This is a genomic window from Mesorhizobium sophorae (assembly GCF_002270415.1).
GTDB classification, from domain to species: domain Bacteria; phylum Pseudomonadota; class Alphaproteobacteria; order Rhizobiales; family Rhizobiaceae; genus Mesorhizobium; species Mesorhizobium sophorae.
Window position 1 is genome coordinate 506,601 of sequence record NZ_NNRI01000013.1, and the last position, 20,933, is coordinate 527,533.

The 20,933-nt window shown below is 62.3% G+C and carries 20 protein-coding genes; 16 read left to right on the forward strand and 4 right to left on the reverse strand.

Annotated features, from left to right (window positions below; genetic code table 11):
- Positions 1–24: 24 nt before the first annotated feature.
- The 6 genes from tatB (at position 25) to CGZ66_RS21770 (ending at position 6,504) form a co-directional block, all read left to right on the forward strand.
- Positions 25–843 (forward strand): Sec-independent protein translocase protein TatB, encoded by an 819-nt coding sequence (tatB, locus tag CGZ66_RS21745; protein WP_095087698.1) that lies wholly within the window; start codon positions 25–27, stop codon positions 841–843.
- Positions 840–1,703, forward strand: coding sequence for a twin-arginine translocase subunit TatC (tatC, locus tag CGZ66_RS21750; RefSeq protein WP_095087699.1), 864 nt, complete (start codon positions 840–842; stop codon positions 1,701–1,703). The genes tatB and tatC overlap by 4 nt, the downstream gene beginning before the upstream one ends.
- 336 nt (positions 1,704–2,039) lie before the next feature.
- The gene (serS, locus tag CGZ66_RS21755) at positions 2,040–3,344 is read left to right on the forward strand and encodes a serine--tRNA ligase (RefSeq protein WP_095087701.1); all 1,305 of its coding nucleotides are present in this window, start codon (positions 2,040–2,042) and stop codon (positions 3,342–3,344) included.
- Positions 3,344–4,102, forward strand: coding sequence for a 5'/3'-nucleotidase SurE (gene surE / locus CGZ66_RS21760; RefSeq protein ID WP_095087702.1), 759 nt, complete (start codon positions 3,344–3,346; stop codon positions 4,100–4,102). The genes serS and surE overlap by 1 nt, the downstream gene beginning before the upstream one ends.
- Positions 4,099–4,758 carry a protein-L-isoaspartate(D-aspartate) O-methyltransferase gene (locus tag CGZ66_RS21765; protein ID WP_095087704.1) on the forward strand — a complete coding sequence of 220 codons (660 nt, stop codon included), beginning with the start codon at positions 4,099–4,101 and terminating at the stop codon, positions 4,756–4,758. Before surE ends, CGZ66_RS21765 begins: the two co-directional genes overlap by 4 nt.
- 228 nt (positions 4,759–4,986) lie before the next feature.
- A complete protein-coding gene (locus tag CGZ66_RS21770; RefSeq protein ID WP_095087705.1) occupies positions 4,987–6,504 on the forward strand; it encodes a peptidoglycan DD-metalloendopeptidase family protein in 1,518 nt (505 codons plus the stop codon).
- Positions 6,505–6,622: 118 nt separating this feature from the next.
- Here CGZ66_RS21770 and CGZ66_RS21775 read toward each other — a convergent pair whose 3' ends face one another.
- Entirely contained in the window at positions 6,623–7,498 is an 876-nt protein-coding gene (locus CGZ66_RS21775) for an ATP-binding protein (RefSeq protein WP_095088095.1), read from the reverse strand.
- A gap of 283 nt (positions 7,499–7,781) precedes the next feature.
- Here CGZ66_RS21775 and yajC point away from each other — a divergent pair, with 283 nt between their 5' ends.
- The 7 genes from yajC to CGZ66_RS21810 all read left to right on the forward strand — a co-directional run bounded on the left by yajC (position 7,782) and on the right by CGZ66_RS21810 (position 15,710).
- Positions 7,782–8,123: a preprotein translocase subunit YajC gene (gene yajC, locus CGZ66_RS21780; RefSeq protein ID WP_010909882.1), complete on the forward strand. Its 342-nt coding sequence runs from the start codon at positions 7,782–7,784 to the stop codon at positions 8,121–8,123.
- A gap of 51 nt (positions 8,124–8,174) precedes the next feature.
- Positions 8,175–10,727: a protein translocase subunit SecDF gene (gene secDF, locus CGZ66_RS21785; protein WP_095087707.1), complete on the forward strand. Its 2,553-nt coding sequence runs from the start codon at positions 8,175–8,177 to the stop codon at positions 10,725–10,727.
- Between the two features lie 29 nt (positions 10,728–10,756).
- Entirely contained in the window at positions 10,757–11,149 is a 393-nt protein-coding gene (locus CGZ66_RS21790) for an Mth938-like domain-containing protein (protein ID WP_095087708.1), read from the forward strand.
- 1 nt (position 11,150) lies between these two features.
- The gene (locus CGZ66_RS21795) at positions 11,151–11,996 is read left to right on the forward strand and encodes a phytoene/squalene synthase family protein (protein WP_167392204.1); all 846 of its coding nucleotides are present in this window, start codon (positions 11,151–11,153) and stop codon (positions 11,994–11,996) included.
- An 82-nt stretch (positions 11,997–12,078) separates the two neighbouring features.
- The gene (locus CGZ66_RS21800) at positions 12,079–12,513 is read left to right on the forward strand and encodes a hypothetical protein (protein WP_095087710.1); all 435 of its coding nucleotides are present in this window, start codon (positions 12,079–12,081) and stop codon (positions 12,511–12,513) included.
- Positions 12,513–13,463: a sterol desaturase family protein gene (locus CGZ66_RS21805; RefSeq protein ID WP_206073737.1), complete on the forward strand. Its 951-nt coding sequence runs from the start codon at positions 12,513–12,515 to the stop codon at positions 13,461–13,463. Before CGZ66_RS21800 ends, CGZ66_RS21805 begins: the two co-directional genes overlap by 1 nt.
- 87 nt (positions 13,464–13,550) lie before the next feature.
- The gene (locus tag CGZ66_RS21810; protein WP_143748803.1) at positions 13,551–15,710 is read left to right on the forward strand and encodes an SGNH/GDSL hydrolase family protein; all 2,160 of its coding nucleotides are present in this window, start codon (positions 13,551–13,553) and stop codon (positions 15,708–15,710) included.
- 14 nt (positions 15,711–15,724) lie between these two features.
- Here CGZ66_RS21810 and trmFO read toward each other — a convergent pair whose 3' ends face one another.
- The 3 genes from trmFO to CGZ66_RS21825 all read right to left on the reverse strand — a co-directional run bounded on the left by trmFO (position 15,725) and on the right by CGZ66_RS21825 (position 17,856).
- Positions 15,725–17,134 (reverse strand): methylenetetrahydrofolate--tRNA-(uracil(54)-C(5))-methyltransferase (FADH(2)-oxidizing) TrmFO, encoded by a 1,410-nt coding sequence (gene trmFO / locus CGZ66_RS21815; protein ID WP_095088099.1) that lies wholly within the window; start codon positions 17,132–17,134, stop codon positions 15,725–15,727.
- Positions 17,135–17,525: 391 nt separating this feature from the next.
- The gene (locus CGZ66_RS21820; protein ID WP_013895120.1) at positions 17,526–17,666 is read right to left on the reverse strand and encodes a DUF1127 domain-containing protein; all 141 of its coding nucleotides are present in this window, start codon (positions 17,664–17,666) and stop codon (positions 17,526–17,528) included.
- Between the two features lie 49 nt (positions 17,667–17,715).
- The gene (locus tag CGZ66_RS21825) at positions 17,716–17,856 is read right to left on the reverse strand and encodes a DUF1127 domain-containing protein (RefSeq protein WP_013531315.1); all 141 of its coding nucleotides are present in this window, start codon (positions 17,854–17,856) and stop codon (positions 17,716–17,718) included.
- 238 nt (positions 17,857–18,094) lie between these two features.
- Here CGZ66_RS21825 and CGZ66_RS21830 point away from each other — a divergent pair, with 238 nt between their 5' ends.
- The 3 genes from CGZ66_RS21830 to CGZ66_RS21840 are packed head-to-tail and all read left to right on the forward strand — an operon-like array spanning position 18,095 to position 20,917.
- The gene (locus CGZ66_RS21830) at positions 18,095–19,213 is read left to right on the forward strand and encodes a DUF2157 domain-containing protein (RefSeq protein ID WP_095087716.1); all 1,119 of its coding nucleotides are present in this window, start codon (positions 18,095–18,097) and stop codon (positions 19,211–19,213) included.
- Entirely contained in the window at positions 19,210–19,794 is a 585-nt protein-coding gene (locus tag CGZ66_RS21835; protein WP_095087718.1) for a GDYXXLXY domain-containing protein, read from the forward strand. The genes CGZ66_RS21830 and CGZ66_RS21835 overlap by 4 nt, the downstream gene beginning before the upstream one ends.
- Before the next feature lie 13 nt (positions 19,795–19,807).
- Positions 19,808–20,917 (forward strand): acyltransferase family protein, encoded by a 1,110-nt coding sequence (locus tag CGZ66_RS21840; RefSeq protein WP_095087720.1) that lies wholly within the window; start codon positions 19,808–19,810, stop codon positions 20,915–20,917.
- Positions 20,918–20,933: the final 16 nt, after the last annotated feature.

Consider the following 20,933-nt stretch of genomic DNA (forward strand, 5'->3'; position numbering starts at 1 on the left):
AGGTTCTAGTCGGAACAGAGTGCCATGTTTGAAGTCGGCTGGACCGAAATGCTGGTCATCGCGATCGTCATGATCGTGGTCGTCGGGCCCAAGGATTTGCCCAATATGCTGCGCACCTTCGGCCGCACGACGGCCAAGCTGCGTGCCATGGCGGCCGACTTCCAGAAGCAGTTCAACGAGGCGCTGAAGGAAGCCGAGCTCGACGACGTCAAGAAGTCGGTCGACGAGCTCAGGGGCCTCAGCCCGATGTCCGAGATCAGGAAGCAGCTCAATCCGTTCGAGCAGGCGGCGGCCGATGTGCGCTCAGGCGTCGACGCGGTGATGAAACCGAAGCCGGCAGACGATCCGACAGCGCCAGCCGCTTCGACGCCGCAGGCGGCCGAGCCGTTGAAGAACGGCGCGACAACCATGCCTGGCGTCAGCGGGCCGGAAGCCGCACCAGCAGCGCCGATTTTCCCGGCAATGACCGATGAATCGGTGGTGACCGCGTCAGTGCCGGCCGAACCGGTTGTCGCGGCGAAGGCCTCGGCGGTGAAGAAAGTGGCCAAGGCTGCGCCGGCAAAAGCGGCTGCGAAAGCGCCTGCCAAGGCGTCGGCAAATGGCACGATGGCTTCCGCGCCGGCAAAGGCGGCGACCGCCAAGGCCGCACCTGCGTCCAAGGCGGCGGTAAAGCTTGAAAAGGCTGCGAAGCCCGCTGCGGCCAAGACGGTCGCGACTAAGCCGATCGTTACCAAGCCAATCTCTACCAAGACAATCGTTACCAAGACTGGGACGAAACCTGAACCGAAGCCTGCCGCGGCAAAGAAGCCGGCGGCCAAGAAGACGGCTGGAGCCGCCAAGTGAGCGTTTCGGACAAGGAAAGAGACGAGATCGAGAAATCGTCGGCGCCGCTGATGGAGCATCTGATCGAGCTGCGCCGGCGGCTGATCTGGTCGCTCGGCGGCTTCTTCGTCGCCTTCCTGGTCTGCTTCTTCTTCGCCAAGAGGCTTTTCAACCTTCTGGTCGTCCCGTTCAAATGGGCGACGAAGTGGGCCGGGCTCGATCCGCACAAGGTCGAGCTGATCTACACCGCGCCGCAGGAATTCTTCTTCACCCAGGTCAAGCTCGCCATGTTCGGCGGCATGGTCATCGCCTTTCCGCTGATCGCCACGCAGATCTACAAGTTCATCGCGCCCGGCCTCTACAAGAACGAACGCAACGCCTTCCTGCCGTTCCTGATCGCATCGCCGGTCCTGTTCCTGATGGGCGCATCGCTGGTTTATTTCTTCTTCACGCCGATGGTGATGTGGTTCTTCCTCGCCATGCAGCAGGCCGGCACCGACGATCAGGTGCAGATCTCGCTGCTGCCGAAAGTGTCGGAATATCTCAGCCTGATCATGACGTTGATCTTCTCCTTCGGCCTGGTGTTCCAGCTGCCGGTGGTGACCAGCCTGATGACGCGCGTCGGCATGCTGTCGTCGAAGGCGCTGGCCGAAAAGCGCAAATGGGCGATCGTCATTGCCTTCGTCGTCGCGGCGGTGCTGACGCCGCCCGACCCGATGAGCCAGATCGGCTTGGCCATTCCGACGATCCTGCTCTACGAGGTCTCCATCTGGGCCGCGCGGCTGATCGAACGCGATCAGGAAAAGCAGCGTGTGGCCCGCGAGAAGCAGGACGCGGCCGAAGAGGTGGCCGAAAAGCCGGCGGACGCGTCTTCCACATAGGCCATGGGGCTGCCCCCGCCGGGGGGCGGCGGGCTTGGCATCGGTTGCCTTGTGACGGCAATTATGCTATAGATTTGGGCATGGTGCTGATTTGCGCCAACGACCCGCCGCAAGGCGGGTTTTTTATTTCCGGCTCTCGCGCCATCCCCGGTAAAGCGCGCTAAAGCGAGCTCGAAGCCCTGGCTTGATCGCGCCTGATCTTGCATCGATCAACGATGCGGTTTACGCCCTCTGACTGAAACGCATCGCCATCGTGGCGATGCGTTTCAGTTTTGTTTGAAGCATGTCAACCGCTGCGCACTTTTGGGCGACATGCTACCCAGGAGCGTTCAAACCATGCTTGACATCAAATGGATTCGCGACAACCCGAAGGCCCTTGTCGAGGCGCTGGTGAAGCGCTCGTGGTCGGCCGGCGAGGCGCAGTCCACAGTCGACGGGCTGATCGCCTCGGACGAGGCGCGGCGGGAACACGTCACCGAGTTGCAGACCAAGCAGGAGCGCCGCAACGCCGCCTCGAAGGAGATCGGCAACGCCATGCGTTCGGGCGACGCGGCGCTTGCCGAAAGGCTGAAAGCCGAAGTCGGCGAGATCAAGACCTTCATCCAGAATGGCGAGGCGCGAGAGCGCGAGCTCGACAAGACGCTGAACGATGCGCTGGCGGTGCTGCCCAACGTGCCGTTCGACGATGTGCCGGTCGGCAAGGACGAGCACGACAATGTCGTCAAGCATATCGTCGGCAAGCTGCCGACGCGTCCGAATTGGGTGAAGGAGCATTTCGAAATCGGCGAAGCGCTCGGCATGATGGATTTCGAGCGCGCGGCGAAGCTTTCAGGTTCGCGCTTCACAGTGCTGAAGAGCGGACTGGCGCGGATGGAACGGGCCCTCGGCCAGTTCATGCTCGACCTGCACACCAACGAACATGGCTATGAGGAAGTCATCCCGCCATTGATGGTCAAGGACGACGTTCTTTTCGGCACCAACCAGTTGCCGAAATTCGAGGAGGATCTGTTCTTCACGGCGCACGGTGAGGGCAGGCTTGGCCTGATCCCCACAGCCGAAGTGCCTCTCACCAATCTCGTGCGCGAAGAAATCACCGCGCATGAAAAACTGCCGCTGCGCTATACCGCACTGACGCCGTGCTTCCGATCGGAAGCAGGTTCGGCCGGGCGCGACACGCGCGGCATGCTGCGCCAGCACCAGTTCTACAAGGTCGAGCTGGTGTCGATCACCGACCAGGAATCGTCGCTCGCCGAGCACGAGCGGATGACGCAATGTGCCGAGGAAGTGCTGAAGCGGCTTGATCTGCCGTTCCGCACCATTACGCTGTGCACCGGCGACATGGGCTTTGGCGCGCGCAAGACCTACGACATCGAAGTCTGGCTGCCCGGCCAGAACGCCTATCGCGAAATCTCGTCCTGTTCGGTGTGCGGCGATTTCCAGGCGCGCCGCATGGACGCCCGCTACAAGGACAAGGACGGCAAGGGCAACCGCTTCGTCCATACGCTCAACGGTTCGGGCACCGCGGTCGGCCGCGCGCTCATAGCCGTCATCGAAAACTACCAGAATGAGGATGGCAGCGTAACCATTCCTGAAGCGCTGCGGCCTTACATGGGCGGCCGGGAAAAGATCGAATCGAAATAATGCGCATCCTGCTGACCAATGACGACGGCATTCACGCCGAGGGCCTGGCGTCGCTCGAACGGGTTGCGCGCACGCTGTCCGACGATGTCTGGGTGGTGGCGCCGGAGCAGGACCAGTCCGGCTATGCGCATTCGCTGTCGATCTCCGAGCCGCTGCGGTTGCGCAAGATCGGCGAGAAGCATTTTGCCGTGCGCGGCACGCCGACCGATTGCGTCATCATGGGGGTCAAGAAGATCCTGCCCGGCGCCCCCGACCTGATCCTGTCCGGCATCAATTCCGGCGCCAACATCGCCGACGACGTCACCTATTCGGGAACCGTCGCCGGCGCCATGGAGGGTGCGCTGCTCGGCATCCGCTCGATCGCGCTCAGCCAGGGCTACAGCTATGTCGGCGAGGATCGGGTCGTTCCCTACGAGACGACCGAAGCGCTGGCGCCGGCATTGCTGCAGAAACTGGTGGCGACGCCGCTGCCGGACGGCGTGCTGCTCAACGTCAACTTTCCGAACTGCCTCCCCGAAGAAGTTGCCGGTACGGTAGTGACCTCGCAGGGCAAGCTCGTGCACAGCCTGTGGGTCGACGAGCGCCGCGACGGGCGCGGCCTGCCTTACTACTGGCTGCGTTTCGGCCGCGAGCCGGTCGAAGGCAAGCGAGGCACCGATCTCCATGCCTTGCGCAACAGGCTGGTGTCGGTGACGCCATTGCAGCTCGACCTCACCGCGCATGAAATCCGAGACCAACTGAGCAAGGCGCTTGCATGAACCAGGGCCTCCCAACCGACGACCGCGAAGGTTTTGCTGCCTTTCTGCTGCGTTTGCGCGGCAGGGGGACGGTGCCGAAGGCGCTGATCGCGGCCTTCGAGGCGACGCCGCGGCGCGGTTTCCTTGGCGCCCAGTACCATCCGATCGCCTGGTCGGACCGCATGCTGCCGATCGAATGCGGCGAGGCGATCGAAGGTGCCGACCTGCAGGCGGCGGTGATCTCAGCCCTCGCCATCGAGCAGGGCAACCGCGTGCTCGAGATCGGCACCGGCTCGGGCTACACGGCGGCGGTGATGTCGCGGCTGGCGGCGCGGGTCGTCACCACCGACCGCTACAAGACGCTTGTCGAGCAGGCCAAGCAGCGCTTCGAGGCGCTCGGCATCGGCAATGTCATCGTGCGCCAGGCGGACGGTTCCGGCGGCCTGCCGAACGAAGGGCCGTTCGATCGCATCGTCGCCTGGGCTGCCTTCGACAGCCTGCCGCGCTTCCTGCTCGACCAATTGTCGAGCGGCGGCATCGTCATCGCCCCGATCGGACCGGAAGAGGGCGAACAGGTGCTGGCCAAGCTGACCAAGGTCGGCAGCCGGTTCGAACGCGAAGACATCGGCCTCGTGCGCCTGCAGCCGATCCTGCGCAGCGTCGCCGCCGTCATCTAGAGTGATATTTCATGCGGCGCCGGCCTGCGAATTGTGAGCCCGGAAACCGCTGCATCCGGTTCAGCGGGGCGACTTAGCCAGCCCGGCCTGGGCATAGCTTCGGCACTCTGCAAGCGATCTCAAATATTTTAAGAAAATTCGCATCGGATTCTATGGGGTTAACCGACGAGTAACATTAACGCGCTTTAATCATGCCTAGTTTGTACCGGGTATGTGCGGGTTAGTGCGATGCAACTCAGTGTTTTGAAGACAAACGGACGCAACCTGATGCGTGGTTGTGCCGTACTCATGGTCGCAGGCGCTGCTGCAGGGTGCAGTTCCCAGGCCTCGCGCTTCAACAGCGTCGATGACGTCTTTACCTCGTCGACCAACAATCAGCGCGCCATCATCAACAAGCAGGACGCCGTGCAGGCCTATCCGGGCGATGTCGAGGCCGCTCCGGTCGACGGCAGCCATACGCAGTCGATCAGCCGCTCCAGTCTCGAACCGGTCTCGACGCGGCCGCTGCCTCCGCCCGTTGCGCAGGCACAGCCGGCTCCGGCACTCGCGCCTGCCGCAAAGCCGGTCCGCACCGCATTGGCCCCGGCGCCGCATGTCGACCGGACCACGACCGGCACCGTCGCTCCGGCGGCATCGCCGTTCAAGGTCGCGCAGCCCGACGCACCGCGCGCCGCCGCGGCCGGCACGCCGCATGCAACCGAGATCGTCGTCAGGGATGGCGAAACGATTTCCGGCCTGGCGCAGCACTACAAGGTGCCGGCCGACGTGATCATGAAGGTCAACGGGTTGAGCCCGACCAAGGGGCTGAAGACCGGCCAGAAGCTGGTCATCCCGGCCTATGCCTACTCCAGCAAATCGGAAGCGAAAGTCGCCGACGCCAAGCCGGCGAAAAACGGCAAGCACGACCTGCCGGCCACCGCGCCGGCCAAGGTCGCCGTCCTGCCGCAGCAGCCCAAGCTTAAGGAGGGCAAGTCCGCCGCTCAGGTCGATACTTCGGCCGCCGCAACCCAGCCCAAGGAGCCCAAGCCGCAGATGGCCGCGGCCAAAGCGACCGGCGCTGCCGGCACCTACACGGTCCAGTCGGGCGACACGCTTTCTTCGATTGCCAGGAAGACCGGTGTCGGCACCGTTGCGCTGAAGCAGGCCAACGGCATGAAGGACGGCTTGCTCAAGATCGGCCAGACCTTGAAGGTGCCGGCCGGCGGAACCGCGACCGTCGCCAGCGCCAAGCCGGCCAAGATCGATCCGGTGACAACGGCGACCACGCAGCCCGCGGCAAAGACGACGCCATCGGAAACGCTGGCGTCCTACACGCCGCCGAAGAAAGATTCCAGGGTCATCCAGCAGGCCGAGGACGACGACGCGGTTGCACCGGATGCAACCGGCATCGGCAAGATGCGCTGGCCGGTGCGCGGCCGTGTGATCTCCGGTTTCGGCTCCGGAAAGGACGGTGTCGACATCGCCGTGCCGACGGGAACGCCGGTCAAGGCGGCCGAGAACGGCGTCGTCATCTATGCCGGCGATGGCCTCAAGGAATTCGGCAACACGGTGCTGGTGCGCCACGAGAACGGTCTGGTCACCGTCTACGGCCATGCCAGTTCGATCGAGGTGCAGCGCGGCCAGAAGGTCAAGCGCGGCCAGGAAATCGCGCTGTCGGGCATGAGCGGCACGACGGACTCGCCGAAGCTGCACTTCGAAGTGCGCAAGAACTCTGCCCCGGTCGACCCCTCTGGCTATCTCGAATAGTCGGGCTGTCTCGAATAGAACAAGAAAGCGATTTTGCGGGCCGTCTGACCTCCAGTCCGGCCCGCCGGCTCAGCCCGCCCCGCAAGGAGCGGGCTTTTTCAGTGGCTTTTCTCCGACCCTAATCCTTGAGCGGCTTGCCGAGCCGTCCTGCCAGGTCCTGGGTGAACTGCCAGGCGACACGGCCGGAGCGGCTGCCACGCGTCGTCGCCCATTCCAGCGCTTCGGCGCGCAACGTCTGCGGATCGACGGAAAGATCGTGATGGCGGACATAGCCGTCGATCATGTCGAGATATTCGTCCTGCGAACATTTGTGGAAGCCGAGCCACAGGCCGAACCGGTCTGAGAGCGAGACCTTCTCCTCGACCGCTTCGGACGGGTTGATGGCGGTCGAGCGCTCATTGTCGATCATGTCGCGCGGCAAGAGATGACGGCGGTTCGAGGTGGCGTAGAAGATGACGTTGGCCGGGCGGCCCTCGACGCCGCCTTCAAGCGCTGCCTTCAGCGACTTGTAGGAGGTGTCGTCGTGGTCGAAGGAGAGGTCGTCGCAAAACAGGATGAAGTGGAAGGGGGCTGACTTCAGCAGTCCCATCAGCTTCGGCAGCGTGTCGATGTCCTCGCGGTGGATTTCGATCAGCTTCAGCGGCAGGTCGGACTTGGCCCTGGCGTTGATCTCCGCATGCACGGCCTTGACCAGCGACGATTTGCCCATGCCGCGCGCGCCCCACAACAACACGTTGTTGGCTGCGTAGCCGGCAGCGAAGCGTTCGGTGTTGTCGACAAGGATATCGCGGACGCGGTCGACGCCACGGATCAGGCCGATGTCGACGCGGTTGACCTTCCGCACCGGCTCCAGATAGCCGGGATCGGCCTGCCAGACGAAGCAGTCGGCCCCGCCGATGTCCGTTTCAGGCACCGGCGGCGGGGCGAGGCGGCTAACCGCTTCGATCAGGCTGTCGAGCTTCTTGTTGAGGGCGTCAATGCTGTTGTCGGTCATGTCGGTCTTTTGTTTTTCGCGTTTTGAAGTGGGGGGCGTGCCGATTCCGTCGGGTTCGAAACCGGTTGCAACCTTTTGTTCGAGCGTGATCTTTTCCGAAAACCGGCTCGTGCTGTTCGCGATCATGCTCTAACACGGCTCAACAGGCCGGAAAAGCAGCCGATTTGGCGGGCCACGCAGTTGCATTGGCAACTTTACCGACTATATTCCGGCCAAATTTCAAGGGGCCGCCAAACTCCACAAGGACGGGTGGCGGCTGTTTTCAAAATTCAGGAGTACCTCGATGTTCGTGACACCGGCATACGCCCAAGGCATCGGCGGCGCCTCTCCCGATATGTTCATCAGCATTTTGCCGTTTGTCCTGATTTTCGTGATCATGTATTTTCTGATCATCCGGCCGCAGCGCACGCAGCTGAAGAAGCGCGGCGAGATGCTGGCCGCGGTTCGTCGCGGCGACACGGTCGTCACTGGCGGCGGCTTCGTCGGCAAGGTGACCAAGGTGATCGACGACAACGAACTCGAAATCGACCTCGGCGGTGGCACCAAGGTGACCGCGCTGCGTTCGACGATCGCCGATGTGCGCGTCAAGGGCGAGCCTGTGGCGAACCAGAACGCCAAGAAATAACCGAATTTCAGGCGGAGCGATCCGCGGATACGCTCTGACGGACGACGCCATATGCTTTATTTTTCGCGCTTCAAGATGATCCTGATCTGGGTGGCCGTGGCCATCACAGTGATCCTCGCCGCGCCCAATCTGTTCTCCGCCAGCACTCTGGCCCAGCTCCCCAGCTGGGTGCCGAAGCGCCAAATGACGCTCGGCCTCGATCTGCAGGGCGGCTCGCACATCCTGCTGGAGATGAATCAGAACGACCTGATCAAGGACCGGCTGGAGACGACGCGCGACGAAATCCGCACACTGCTGCGTGACGCCAAGATCGGCTATACCGGGCTTGCCGGCACGGGTCGGACCTTGCAGGTCCGCATCACCGATCCCGCCCAGCTAGATGCCGCAAAGAAAGCGTTGAAGTCGCTGACTGATCCCGTCGCTGCCGGCCTGTTCACCGGCGGCTCCATCCAGGAAATGACGCTCGACGATTCCGAGCCCGGCCTGCTCAAGTTCAACGTCACCGATGCCGGCATCAAATACCGCACGTCGACCGCCTTGACGCAGTCGATCGAAGTGGTCGAACGCCGCGTCAACGAACTCGGCACGACCGAGCCGATTGTGCAGCGGCAGGGCGACGATCGTATCCTTGTCCAGGTGCCGGGCCTACAGGACCCGCAAAGGCTGAAGGAAATCCTCGGCCAGACCGCCAAGCTGACGTTCCAGATGGTCGACCAGTCGATGCCGGTGCAGGACGCGCTCAATGGCCGCCCGCCTGCCGGCTCTTCGGTGCTGTATTCGCAGGACGATCCGCCGGTTCCCTATCTGATCGAAAACCGCGTCATCGTTTCGGGCGAAAATCTCGTCGATGCCCAGGCGACATACAATTCGCAGAACAACGAGCCGGTGGTTTCATTCCGCTTCGATTCGAAAGGTGCGGCGCGCTTCGGCCAGGCCACGGCGCAGAATGTCGGCAAGCTGTTTGCCATCATCCTCGACAATCAGGTGATTTCGGCGCCGCAGATCCGCGAGCCGATCCTCGGCGGCACCGGCCAGATCTCGGGTAATTTCACAGCCCAGAGCGCCAACGACCTCGCCGTGCTGCTGCGCGCCGGCGCATTGCCCGCGACGCTGACGGTGATCGAAGAGCGTACCGTTGGTCCAGGGCTCGGCCAGGATTCCATCCATGCCGGCAAGGTCGCCGGCATCATCGGCTCGGTCCTCGTCGTGGCCTTCATGTTCGTTGCCTACGGCTTCCTCGGCTTCCTCGCCAACATCGCGCTGGCGGTGCACGTGGCGATGATCGTCGGGCTGTTGTCGCTGCTTGGCGCGACGCTGACCTTGCCGGGTATCGCCGGTATCGTGCTGACCATCGGCATGGCCGTCGATTCCAACGTGCTGATCTACGAGCGTATTCGCGAGGAGCGACGCGCCGGCCGTTCGGTGATCCAGGCGATTGACACCGGCTTCTCGAAGGCGCTGGCGACCATCGTCGATTCCAACGTCACATCGCTGATCGCCACCGTGGTGTTGTTCTATCTCGGCACCGGGCCGGTGAAGGGCTTTGCCATCACCTACGCCATCGGCATTCTGACCACGGTCTTCACCGCCTTCACCTTCACCCGGATGCTGGTATCGATCTGGTTGCGACGCGCGCGGCCGAAGGAGTTGCCTCACGCGCCGGTGACCTTCGTCAAGCCTGGGACGAAAATTCCATTCATGGGCATCCGTCGCTGGACGTTCACGCTATCGAGCGCGCTTTCGATCCTGTCCGTGGTGACGTTCATGACCGTCGGCATCAACTACGGCATCGATTTCAAGGGCGGTTCGCTGATCGAGGTGCAGTCCAAGAGCGGCAATGCGGATATCGCCGACATCAGAGGCCGGCTGTCGGACCTCAACATCGGTGAAGTGCAGGTGCAGCAGTTCGGTGCGCCGAACGACGTGCTGATCCGCGTTGGCACGCAGGATGGCGGCGAGAATGCCGAGCAGACGGTCATCGACAAGGTGCGCGGCGAACTGCAGGACCAGTATGATTTCCGCCGTGTCGAAGTGGTGGGCCCGACGGTTTCCGGCGAGTTGGCCAAGCAAGGTACGATTGCCATGCTGGTCGCGCTGGTCGGCATCCTGATCTATGTCTGGTTCCGCTTCGAATGGCAGTTCGCTGTTGGCGCCATCGTCGCCACCGTGCACGACGTTGTCATGACGCTTGGCTTCTTCGTCATCACCGGGCTTGAATTCAACCAGTCGTCGCTGGCGGCAATCCTGACCATCATCGGCTATTCGCTGAACGACACCATCGTCGTCTATGACCGCGTTCGCGAGGATCTCAGAAAATACAAGAAGATGCCGCTGCCGCAGCTTTTGAATAACGCCATCAATGAGACGCTTTCGAGAACGACACTGACCTCGGTGACGACCAGCTTGGCATTGCTGGCGCTGGTGCTGTTCGGCGGCGAGGTTATCCGCTCCTTCACGCTGGCGATGCTGTTCGGCGTCGTTTTCGGCACCTATTCGTCGATCTTCATCGCCGCGCCGCTGCTCATCCTGTTCAAGTTGCGGCCCCAGGCCTCGACCTCGGATGAGGAGAAGCCGCTCGGCGGCGGCAAGGCGGTCGCGACCTGACGCGCGGCCCCGAAGGGGGTGACAAAACGGTGACCGGCAAAGGCATCGTCATCCGTGAGGCGCATTTCCCCGGCCGCGCGCCGATCGAAGCCTATGGCAATGGCGGGTTCCGCTTCGCCGACATGTCGCATCGCGGCTCGCTGCTCTGTCTGCCATCCGGCATCCATGGCTGGGAACCGGCTGATCCTGCGGCGCTGACGGTGGCGGATTTTGACAGGCTGCTGGCTGAAGCCGACAAGATCGAGATCCTGGTGGTCGGCATGGGCAGGGATCTCAGGCCATTGCCGTCGGCACTGCGAGCCGCGCTGAAGGCGGCGGGCATTGCGTCCGATCCGATGTCGACGGGTGCCGCGGTGCGGACCTACAATGTCCTTTTGGCGGAAGACCGCGCCGTGGCCGCCGCGCTCATCGCCGTCGATTGACATGTCTCAGAATGCCAAAATCGTCATGGATGCGGTGCGCGCCTCCGATCACGACCGCTATCTCACCGCACTTTACGCGCCGGCCGACAAGCGCGATGCGCTGCTTTCGCTCTACGCCTTCAATGCCGAGATCGCCGGCATTCGCGATCGCATCCACGAAGCACTGCCTGGCGAGGTGCGGCTGCAATGGTGGCGCGATGTCATTGCCGCTGAAGATGACGGCGCAAGCATCGGCCACCCCGTTGCCGACACGCTGAAGGCGACGATTTCCGCTTTCCGCCTGCCGAGACCGGCCTTCGACAACATGCTCGAAGCGCGCATTTTCGACCTCTACGACGATCCGATGCCGTCGCGCACCGATCTGGAAGGTTATTGCGGCGAGACGGCGGCGGCACTTATCCAGCTTGCCGCGATGGTGCTCGATCCCGTCGCGGCGCCACGGTTTGCCGAGCTTTCAGGCAGGGCAGGCTGTGCGCAGGCGATGACCGGCCTGCTGCTTCTGCTGCCGCTGCACCGCAAACGCGGGCAATGTTTTGTCCCGGCCGATATCCTGGCCGCGGCTGGATCGTCGCCAGAAGAGTTTGTTGCCGGCGATGGTGGCCCTGGCGCCAAGCGTGCGGTGGCAGCGATGATGGCGCTGGCGCGCGACCATCTTTCCGCCTTCGAGCAGGGCGCGTCTGCTCTGCCGGTCTCGTTGCATCAGGCATTCCTGCCGTTGGCCCTGTCGCGTGCCTATCTCAGGAAAATGGAGAGTGGTTCGCCGCTCGATGGGGTGGCGCGGCTGTCGGCCTTGCGCCGGCATTGGCTGCTGCTGCGGCGCGCGAGCAAGGGCTGGCCGGCACTTTGACGTAAACGTCAATCATGTTAAGGAGTCTCCCGGCCAAAACTGTTGCCAAAGACGACAGACCGGCCGGAGGAGATACCCATCCATGAGCTTGCCTTTGCTGGTCGCGATCGTCGCCCTTGGCATTGCGCTGTCGGTCGCCGCCGTACATTTCACCGGCGGCAGCAAGACGGCCACGCTTGCTGGCACGGACCAGGCGCTGAGCCGTTTCGCCGAGGACTTTCCCGACGAGGTGGCCGCAACAGTTCGCCTGACGGCTGATGCCGGGACGGCGTTCCTGGATCTCGGGCGAGGGCGCACCGGCATCGTTCACAGCGTTGGCGACTGTTTTTTGACCCGCATCGTCACATCTCGGGACGTCACGGCTTTGACTGCCGGCGACGCAGACACGGTCTCGTTTCGGCTAGCCGACTTCACCTGGAAGGGCGGTCGCTTTCGCTTTGCCAGCGCAACAGATGCGCAAGGCTTGCTGAAAGCGCTTGAGCCGCGACATTCAAATTCCGCTGGGGAGGCGACGTGATGGACAGCTACAACTTTCCGCAGGTCACCCAACTGGCTATCCCGTTCTTCGTTGCCGCGATCCTGATCGAGCTTTGGCTGGTGCGCAGCGGCCGCGCCAAGGGCTCGTTCGAGACGCGCGACACGCTGACCAGCCTGATGATGGGCACCGGCAATGTCGTTGCCGGGCTGCTGCTCGGCGTGGTGTCCTACTGGGCGCTGCTGTGGCTGTGGCAGTTCCGCGTCTTCAACCTTGGCCTGTCGGTCTGGGTGTTCCTGGCCGCCTTCCTGCTCGATGACCTGCGCTACTATGTCTACCACCGCATAGCGCACAGGGTGCGCTGGGTGTGGGCCGAGCACGTCAACCACCACTCAAGCCAGCACTACAATCTGTCGACGGCGCTGAGGCAAAGCTGGACCAGCCTGTTCACCTTCATGTTCGTGCTGCAGGCGCCGCTGGTGCTGCTTGGCTTCCATCCGGCGGTGATTGCCTTCACCTTCGGATTCAACCTGGTCTGGCAGTTCTGGATCCACACCGAGACGATCGGCAAGATGTGGGGCTGGTTCGAGTTGGTCTTCAACACGCCGTCGCACCACCGCGTCCACCACGCCACCAATCCGCGTTATCTCGACGCCAATTATGCCGGCACACTGATTATTTGGGACCGCCTGTTCGGCACCTTCGTCGAAGAGCTGGAAGAGGACCGGCCGCGCTACGGCATCGTCAAGAACCTTGGCACCTTCAATCCGCTGAAAGTGGCGTTCCACGAATGGATCGGCATGTTCACGGATGCCTTTGCACCGGGGCTGAGCTTGAGCGATCGGCTGAACTACCTGATCAAGCCGCCGGGCTGGAGCCATGACGGCTCGCGCGAAACCTCGGAGAGCCTGAAAGCCGCCTATGTCAGGCGGAATCCGGGCGAAGCCGGCAAGCCGGGCTTACCGGAGGCGAGTGCTGCGCCGGCCGAATAGTGAAGTAAACTACGACCTGGTGGCAATTTGACAGCATGATGGCTTGGTACTATTTTTGATATCCTAGTACTTTTGAGGGTGGTGATCATGCTTCGTCTTGTATCCACTTGCTTTTTTCTGCTCGTCACAACATTGACCTACGCTGCGCCAGCCATCGACTGGCGGGTCAAGCATCCTTTCCGGTATTTCACCGAAACCACCGATTTCGATATGCAGCGGGAAGCCATGGCCGAGGTCATGGCAACGCATGGCGGCGCCTTAACGGCTACGGCTGTTTCCGATCTCGAACGGCTGCTCAACGATCCGCGTTGGCTGCGTGAGTGGTACAAACAGGACGCCACGCTCTATCCAAATCCCAAGGGCGCGGGCCGGCCCGAACGCGGCTGGGCGAACCCTATCAATCGTCGCCGCTCCACCTGCTGGGACGCCCGAGAACAGTGGCATTCGTCCTGCGCCAGCGACAGTTTCGGAACGGCACTTCAGAGCGACTACGTGCGCCCGCAAGGGCACACCGTTGTCTTCAGCTTGACGGATGCGCCGGCCGGCATCTGCCGATGGCAAGCCGCGCGGCCGATTTTCATTGCCGGACGTGGCCGGCTTTCGGCGACGGCGGAACAGCCCTGCGCCGCGCTCTTTGAAGCGCGCATTCCCTTTGAACCAGATATCCCGGAAGCTGCGCGCGGCGTCGATGTGTCTGTGACCCTGCCGAACGGCACGGTGCTTTCGCAACCTTCCATCTGGGTTCGTGACCGGCTCATCGCCGGTATCGGTGACAGTTTTTCGTCGGGCGAAGGCAATCCCGATACACCGGTCGAGATCGATCCGCTGTCAAGACGGAGACTTCTCAACATCTCCTTCGTCTACGACCCCGACACCCAGGCGATCAAATCGGTACCAGCCTATTCGTTGCCGGTCCGCTATCAGAATGCGCCGGCTGGCTGGCTCGACCGCAAATGCCATCGTTCGGCCTATAGCTACCATCTGCGCACCGCCTTGCAGGTCGCTCTTGCCGATCCCAAGCACAGTGCGGTGACGTTTCTCGGCTTTGCCTGCTCGGGAGCCGAAGTGACGGAAGGGCTGCTTTTTCCCTATGCCGGGGTTGAGGCAGTCAACAGTTCCTATTTTTCGTCGGGCGGCAAACTGCGTCGCGACTTGCCGCAGATCGATCGGCTGATGATCGAACTGTGCCGCGATGATCTTCTGCGCACGCATGCAACCCGTACAGTGGCTTTCGACACGCCGCTCACCGACGAGCGAGGCCGCGCATTGCGCAGCGCCAAACTCCTCGACTGCAAACCGGGGCGGTTCCTGCGGACGATCGACATGCTGATCGTGTCCATCGGTGGAAACGATGTCGGCTTCACACCGCTCATCGTGGAAGCGCTGACCAAGACAAGGCCTCCATACGCAAACGCCAACAGCAGTTTCCGCGCCGACGCCCTCGGCGCGTCAGTCATTCGAACTGTCGCTCGGATCGCCAAAGCGCATGATGTCGCCACGGCGCGAATCCGCGCAAAGGAGCTGCCGGCGCGCTTTGCCGCCTTGCGAAAGGCGCTGGCGCCGCTGCCCATCGCCAGCAACGGTGGAATGCCCAACATTGTGCTGACCGCGTTTCCCAAGATCGAATTCAACCAGGACGGAAGGCTCTGTGGCGAAGCCACACCGCGTGAAAGGCTTGAAGGCTTCAATGTCGGCGGGGTGCTGTCGATCGACGTGCCTACGCTGCGCCCCATCAGCGATTTCGCCAACAATGTGCTTTACCCGGCGACGCGCGACGCCGCCCACGCAGGAAACTGGCATTTCGTCGATGCCCAGCGTGCCGCGTTCGCCAAGCATGGGATCTGCGCGCAAAAGAGCTCGTCGAGCGGCGTCACGGCCGCCGAGAGCCTGATGTTGCCCTACTACCATGCGGACGGGCCGCGACCGGACAAATGGTCGGAATTCGAGCCTTTTTCCGCTCGTCGCGATGCCGATTTCAAGGCTTCTCGCGACACGCGTGCCTACGCGCCGCGCGAGCGCTGGTTCCGCACCATCAACGACATCTGTCTTTTCGTGCAGTCCAAGGCGAGCGGCACGCCACCGCCGCCGCAAGATTGGGCGTTGCTGGATCTGGTCGAGGTTTGTTTGGGCGGTCCGTTCCATCCGACCGCGGAAGGCCATGCCCACATCGCCGACGCGGTGTTCGCGGCAGCAACCACGATGCTCAACTTGCCACGGCCAACGGTCGCGGATGTGCGACCGCACTGAAGGGAGGAGCAGGGCTACTCGGCTGCTTCCGCTTGGGATGCCAGCCCCAGCCACTGCCGGCAATCAGCGCGCGCACGTGCGGTTATCCCCTGCCGCTTGGCGACGGTCTTGTCCTTGCCGCGCAGGCGCTTGCCTTCTGACTTCGGTGCTTCCATTGGCGGGAACAGGCCGAAATTGACGTTCATCGGCTGGAAGGAGCGTTTTCCCGGTTCGTCATCGGAGACGATGTGGCCGCCGGTGATGTGGTTGAGCAAGGCACCGAAGGCCGTGGTGAGCGGTGGCAGGGACGGTGCCTGGCCGAGCCTTTCGGCGGCGGCGAAGCGTCCGGCGAGCAGGCCGATCGCGGCACTTTCGACATAGCCCTCGCAGCCGGTGATCTGGCCGGCGAAGCGCAGGCCGGGGCGCGACTTCAGCTGCAGCGAAGCGTCGAGCAAGGTCGGCGAGTTGATGTAGGTGTTGCGATGCAGGCCGCCGAGGCGGGCGAAATCGGCGTTTTCCAGGCCCGGTATGGTGCGGAACACGCGCACCTGCTCGGCATGCTTCAGCTTGGTCTGAAAACCGACCATGTTGTAGAGCGTGCCCAGCGCATTGTCCTGCCGCAACTGGACGACGGCATAGGCCTTGACCGTTGGATTGTGCGCGTTGGTCAGCCCCATCGGCTTCATCGGCCCATAACGTAGCGTCTCGATGCCGCGTTCGGCCATGATCTCAATCGGCAGGCAGCCGTCGAAATAGGGCGTGCCTTCCCATTGCTTGAATTCGGTCTTCTGGCCGTCGACGAGCGCCTGCACGAAGGGGAGGTATTGCTCCTTGTCCATCGGGCAATTGATGTAGTCCTTGCCGGTGCCGCCCGGCCCGACCTTGTCGTAGCGCGACTGGAACCAGCAAATGTCCATGTCGATCGTGTCGAAGTGGATGATCGGCGCGATGGCGTCGAAGAATGCCAGCGCATCGGCACCGGTTGCTTCCGCGATCGATTGGGCAAGCGAAGGCGCGGTCAACGGACCGGTGGCGATGATCGCCTGGTCCCAGTCCGCCGGCGGCAAGCCCGGCACTTCCTCGCGCTGGATGGTGATCAGCGGATGGCCTTCGAGCTTTTTCGTCACGGCGTCGGAGAAACCATCTCGGTCGACGGCAAGCGCACCGCCGGCCGGCACCTGGTTGGCGTCGCCGGCGCTCATGATCAGCGAGCCGGCCAGCCGCATTTCGGCATGCAGCAGGCCGACGGCGTTGTTTTCGGCGTCGTCGGAGCGGAAGGAATTGGAGCAGACCAGCTCGGCCAGGCCATCGGTCTTGTGCGCATCGGTGCCGCGAAGGGGCCGCATTTCGTGCAGGATGACGGGCACGCCAGCCTCGGCTGCCTGCCAGGCGGCTTCAGAACCGGCGAGGCCGCCGCCGATGATGTGGATGGGATTTTTGCTCATGAGCGCCGGAATAATCGCTTGGAGCGATGATTGCAATTGCCGCGCGTGGCGCAGGGCAAGCGGCTGCGGCGGAACCAACCCCTGAAAACAACAACACCCGCCGGGGGAGGAGGTCCGGCGGGTGTCGTTTTTGGGGTCGACCCTCGGGAGGAGGTGAAGGCCGACCGTATTCGTCATCGCCGGGGAGGAGGTCGGCTTTGACGAAATCTCTTTCGCCATTTTTGAAAGGGGCGAAACCTCTGGGGCAAAATTCGTTTTGCCCCGGGGGAACAACGCCCGCCGCGGGAGGAGGTGCGGCGGGCGCCGTTTTGTTGGTCAACCCTCGGGAGGAGGTGAAGGTTGACCGGATCCGTCAGGGTCGGGGAGGAGGTCGACCCTGGCGAAATTCTGGTTAGATCGCCCGGCGGGCTACGATCTTGATTTCGTCGCGGACGATACCGAGATCATGCAGCTGACGGTTCGAAAGGCGACCCAGCTCGGTAACCGTCTCGCGATAAACGCGCCAGTTACGATAGTTGCGGATCAGGTTCATTGTCTTTCTCTTTTCAAAACTTGTTCGGACCATTTGCGGTCCGAAGAAATTAGACCGCCTTGCGAGCGACGTAAGGAATGTCGCTGCGGCTGATGCCGAGGTCGGTCAGTTCACGGTTGCTCAGGCGGCTCAGCTCGGACACGGTGTCCCTGTAGCGGCGCCAGTTGCGGTAGTTGCGGATCAGGTTCATGGTATTTCTCGTTTCGTCTTTCTTTCGGATCATTCCGTCTTTGTGTACGAAGCATAGATAGGCGGGCCTATATCGATTTAAAAGCGCTATGGCTGCATGGCAGCAATGCAAATTGTGCAATGCAGCATTAACGCGCGTTCACGGACCTGACACAAAGAAGCCCGAATCGGAAAATGCCGTTGCGTCAACGGTTTGACCGGGTCGGTTGAAAAAAAGACCAAGCTGGGGGAGAAGCGGCATGGGGGGCTATTCGTCACGAGTGAGGTCGGATATCGCGCGCTGGCGGCAGGCCGGCCTGATCGACGCCGCGACCGCCGATTCCCTGACTCGCGATGTCGAGGCAAACGAGCGCAAATCGCTCAGCTTCGGCTCGATCCTGGCGATGATGGCCGCCTTGCTGTTCGGCGCCGCCATCCTGATTTTCGTCGCCGCCAACTGGGATGCGATCCCAAGGCTGGCGCGGGTCGCGGCACTCTTTGCCATCGTCCTTGGCGGCTATGTCGGCGGCGCGCTGTTGAAGACGCGCGACCATGCGGCGATCGGCGAGGCCTTGTGGATCGTGGCCGCGGCGGCCTTCGGCGGTTCAATCGCGCTGATCGGCCAGATGTATCATCTCTCCGGCGACATGACGTCGGCCTTGGTCACCTGGGGCGCGGGCACGGCACTGGCGGCGGTCGCGCTTCGTTCGAACCCGCTGACTGTCGCTGCGGTCGGCATCGCCGATGCCTGGCTGTTCCTGAAAGGCTTCGACTATTACAGCCGCAGCGATTTTCCGCATCTCTTCGTGGTCATGGCGATCGTGCTGTTTGCCGTCTCGTTCTGGACCCGCAGCCAGCCGGCGCGGCACCTGATCATCCTGTCGCTGCTGTCCTATCTGGTGCTGCTGGTGACGAGCCACAACACACTGCAGGTGGCGATCCCGCTCGTCGCCGCATCGGCACTGCTGTTCGCGACCTCCGTCTTCGCGCCGGAGCCGGTCGACAGGATCGTGCAACTCGGCGGCCGCTTGCCGTTGCACGCGCTGCTCGGCTTCCTCACTGGCCTGGCAATGGTCCAGTTCGAACTGGCTGATGAAAGCACCTACAACAGCGGATTCGCCATCGCTTCGGTGATTGCATTGGCCGGCATCGTCGCTGCAATCATGCTGGCGGGGCGGGAAAGCCGCGGGTTGCGCTGGCTTGCCTATGCCGGCTTCGCCTTTGAAATCGCCATCATCTATGTGGTGATGCTGCAATCGATGCTCGATACGGCCGGCTTCTTCCTTGCCGCCGCGGTGCTGCTCGGCATCCTTGCGATCGTCATCATCCGCATCGAAAAACGCATGAAGGGCCCAGCCGCCAAGGGAGCCACGGCATGATGACCGGAAAGAGGCTAATCATCTCGGCGCTGGTGCTGGCGCTCGTGCAGATCGGATTTTTGAGCTGGATCATCGCCGGCAGGGCGGCGATCCTGCGCAACGGCAAGGAAGTGCTGCTGAAGATCGAACCCGTCGATCCGCGCGATCTTCTGCGCGGCGATTACATTATCCTCGGCTACCCGATTTCGCGCATACCGATAAAAATGATCGCCAACATCCCGGCCGACAAATTTTCGAGCGACGATACGCCAATTGTCGTCCGCTTGAAGAAGGGTGCCGACGGCTATTGGCAGCCCACCACTGCCTGGTTCGGCAAGGCGCCGATGCCGGCCGCTGCCGACGAGGCCGACATATCAGGCCACGTCGCCGAGGGCTGGGATCTTCGCAGCGAAGGCATGACCATCGCCCCGGATTACGGCATCGAGCGCTTCTATCTGCCGGAAGGCGAGGGGACGGCGATCCAGAACGACATGCGGGTGCGCCCATTCGGCATCCGGCTCGCGCTCGCGGGCGACGGCACCGCGCAGATCAAGGCGCTGGTGGACGGCGACAAGATACTGTTCGAGGAACCCCTCTACTAGAGGGACAGCCAGAATGGGCGCTCATCGAAACGAAATTCAGCTCATCCACCTGTTAAGGGGCGTCGCTCCGTTGCCTGTGATGTGGTTGCATCTCTCGGGCTTGACCGTCTGGCATTACCACGCCGACTGGACGCCCTTGAGGTATTTCCAACGCCTGTTGGGGACACCGCTTGGGCTGTACCAAAGTGGCGCCCACCTGGGCGTCGTGATCTTCTTCCTGATCAGCGGCTTCATCATCAGCTATGTGGTCGAGGAAGAGACCCGGATGTCTTTCGCCATCAAGCGCGTGTTTCGTCTGTGGCCGCCTATCTTGTTCGCTCTTATCGCGACCGCGATCGGGACCTATGTCGGGACGGTCGTGCCCATTCCGTTCTCATTCGCCGACTATGCGAGGACATTCTTTCTGGTGGATCAGTTCGCAGGGATCGGGAGGCATGTCTTGCCCGTGACCTGGACGCTTTTCCCCGAGGTTGTATTCTATATTATGGTCTGGTGCATCGCGCCCATGATGAGGAGCAAACCACTCCAGTCCACGCTCATACTGACCGCTGCATCTTATGCGATCATGGCTAGCGCGAACATCAATGGAACCCCTGCCGTGCAATTCTCGCCGCTTGGGTATCTGCCGCTGTTCTTGATTGGCCGCCTCTTCGTCCTGTTTCGTGAGCAGCGTATCAGCGGCCAGATGGCGATGGCTCTGGGGACTGCTGAAGTCTTTTTGTTCTATGCGGTGCGGGTGGGCATCTGGTGGGGCATCTGGCGGCCCCAGGTTCTGCTCGATGAATCGTTGTTCCCGATTTTGGCAACATATCCGTTGGCTATCATCGTGTTCTGGCTGTGCATGCAATGGACGGCAAAGACCGTTCCTCAACCATTCCGCTTCTTTGGCGACATCAGCTATTCGCTCTATCTGCTGCACATGCCGGTTGGGTTCGCCGTCATCTACTACCTCTACCCGGCCTTGAATTTCTCACTGGCCTTCGCCGCCGCCGTCGTTGCAACGCTGTTGGTCTCGTGGCTGAGTTTCAGATTTGTTGAAGAGCCGAGCCGGGGCTTCTGTCGGCGGCTCATCGCAAGACGAATTGTTACACGCGAGACTGCTTTGGCTGGAGCGCAGGTATAGTCGACAGACGCCTTCG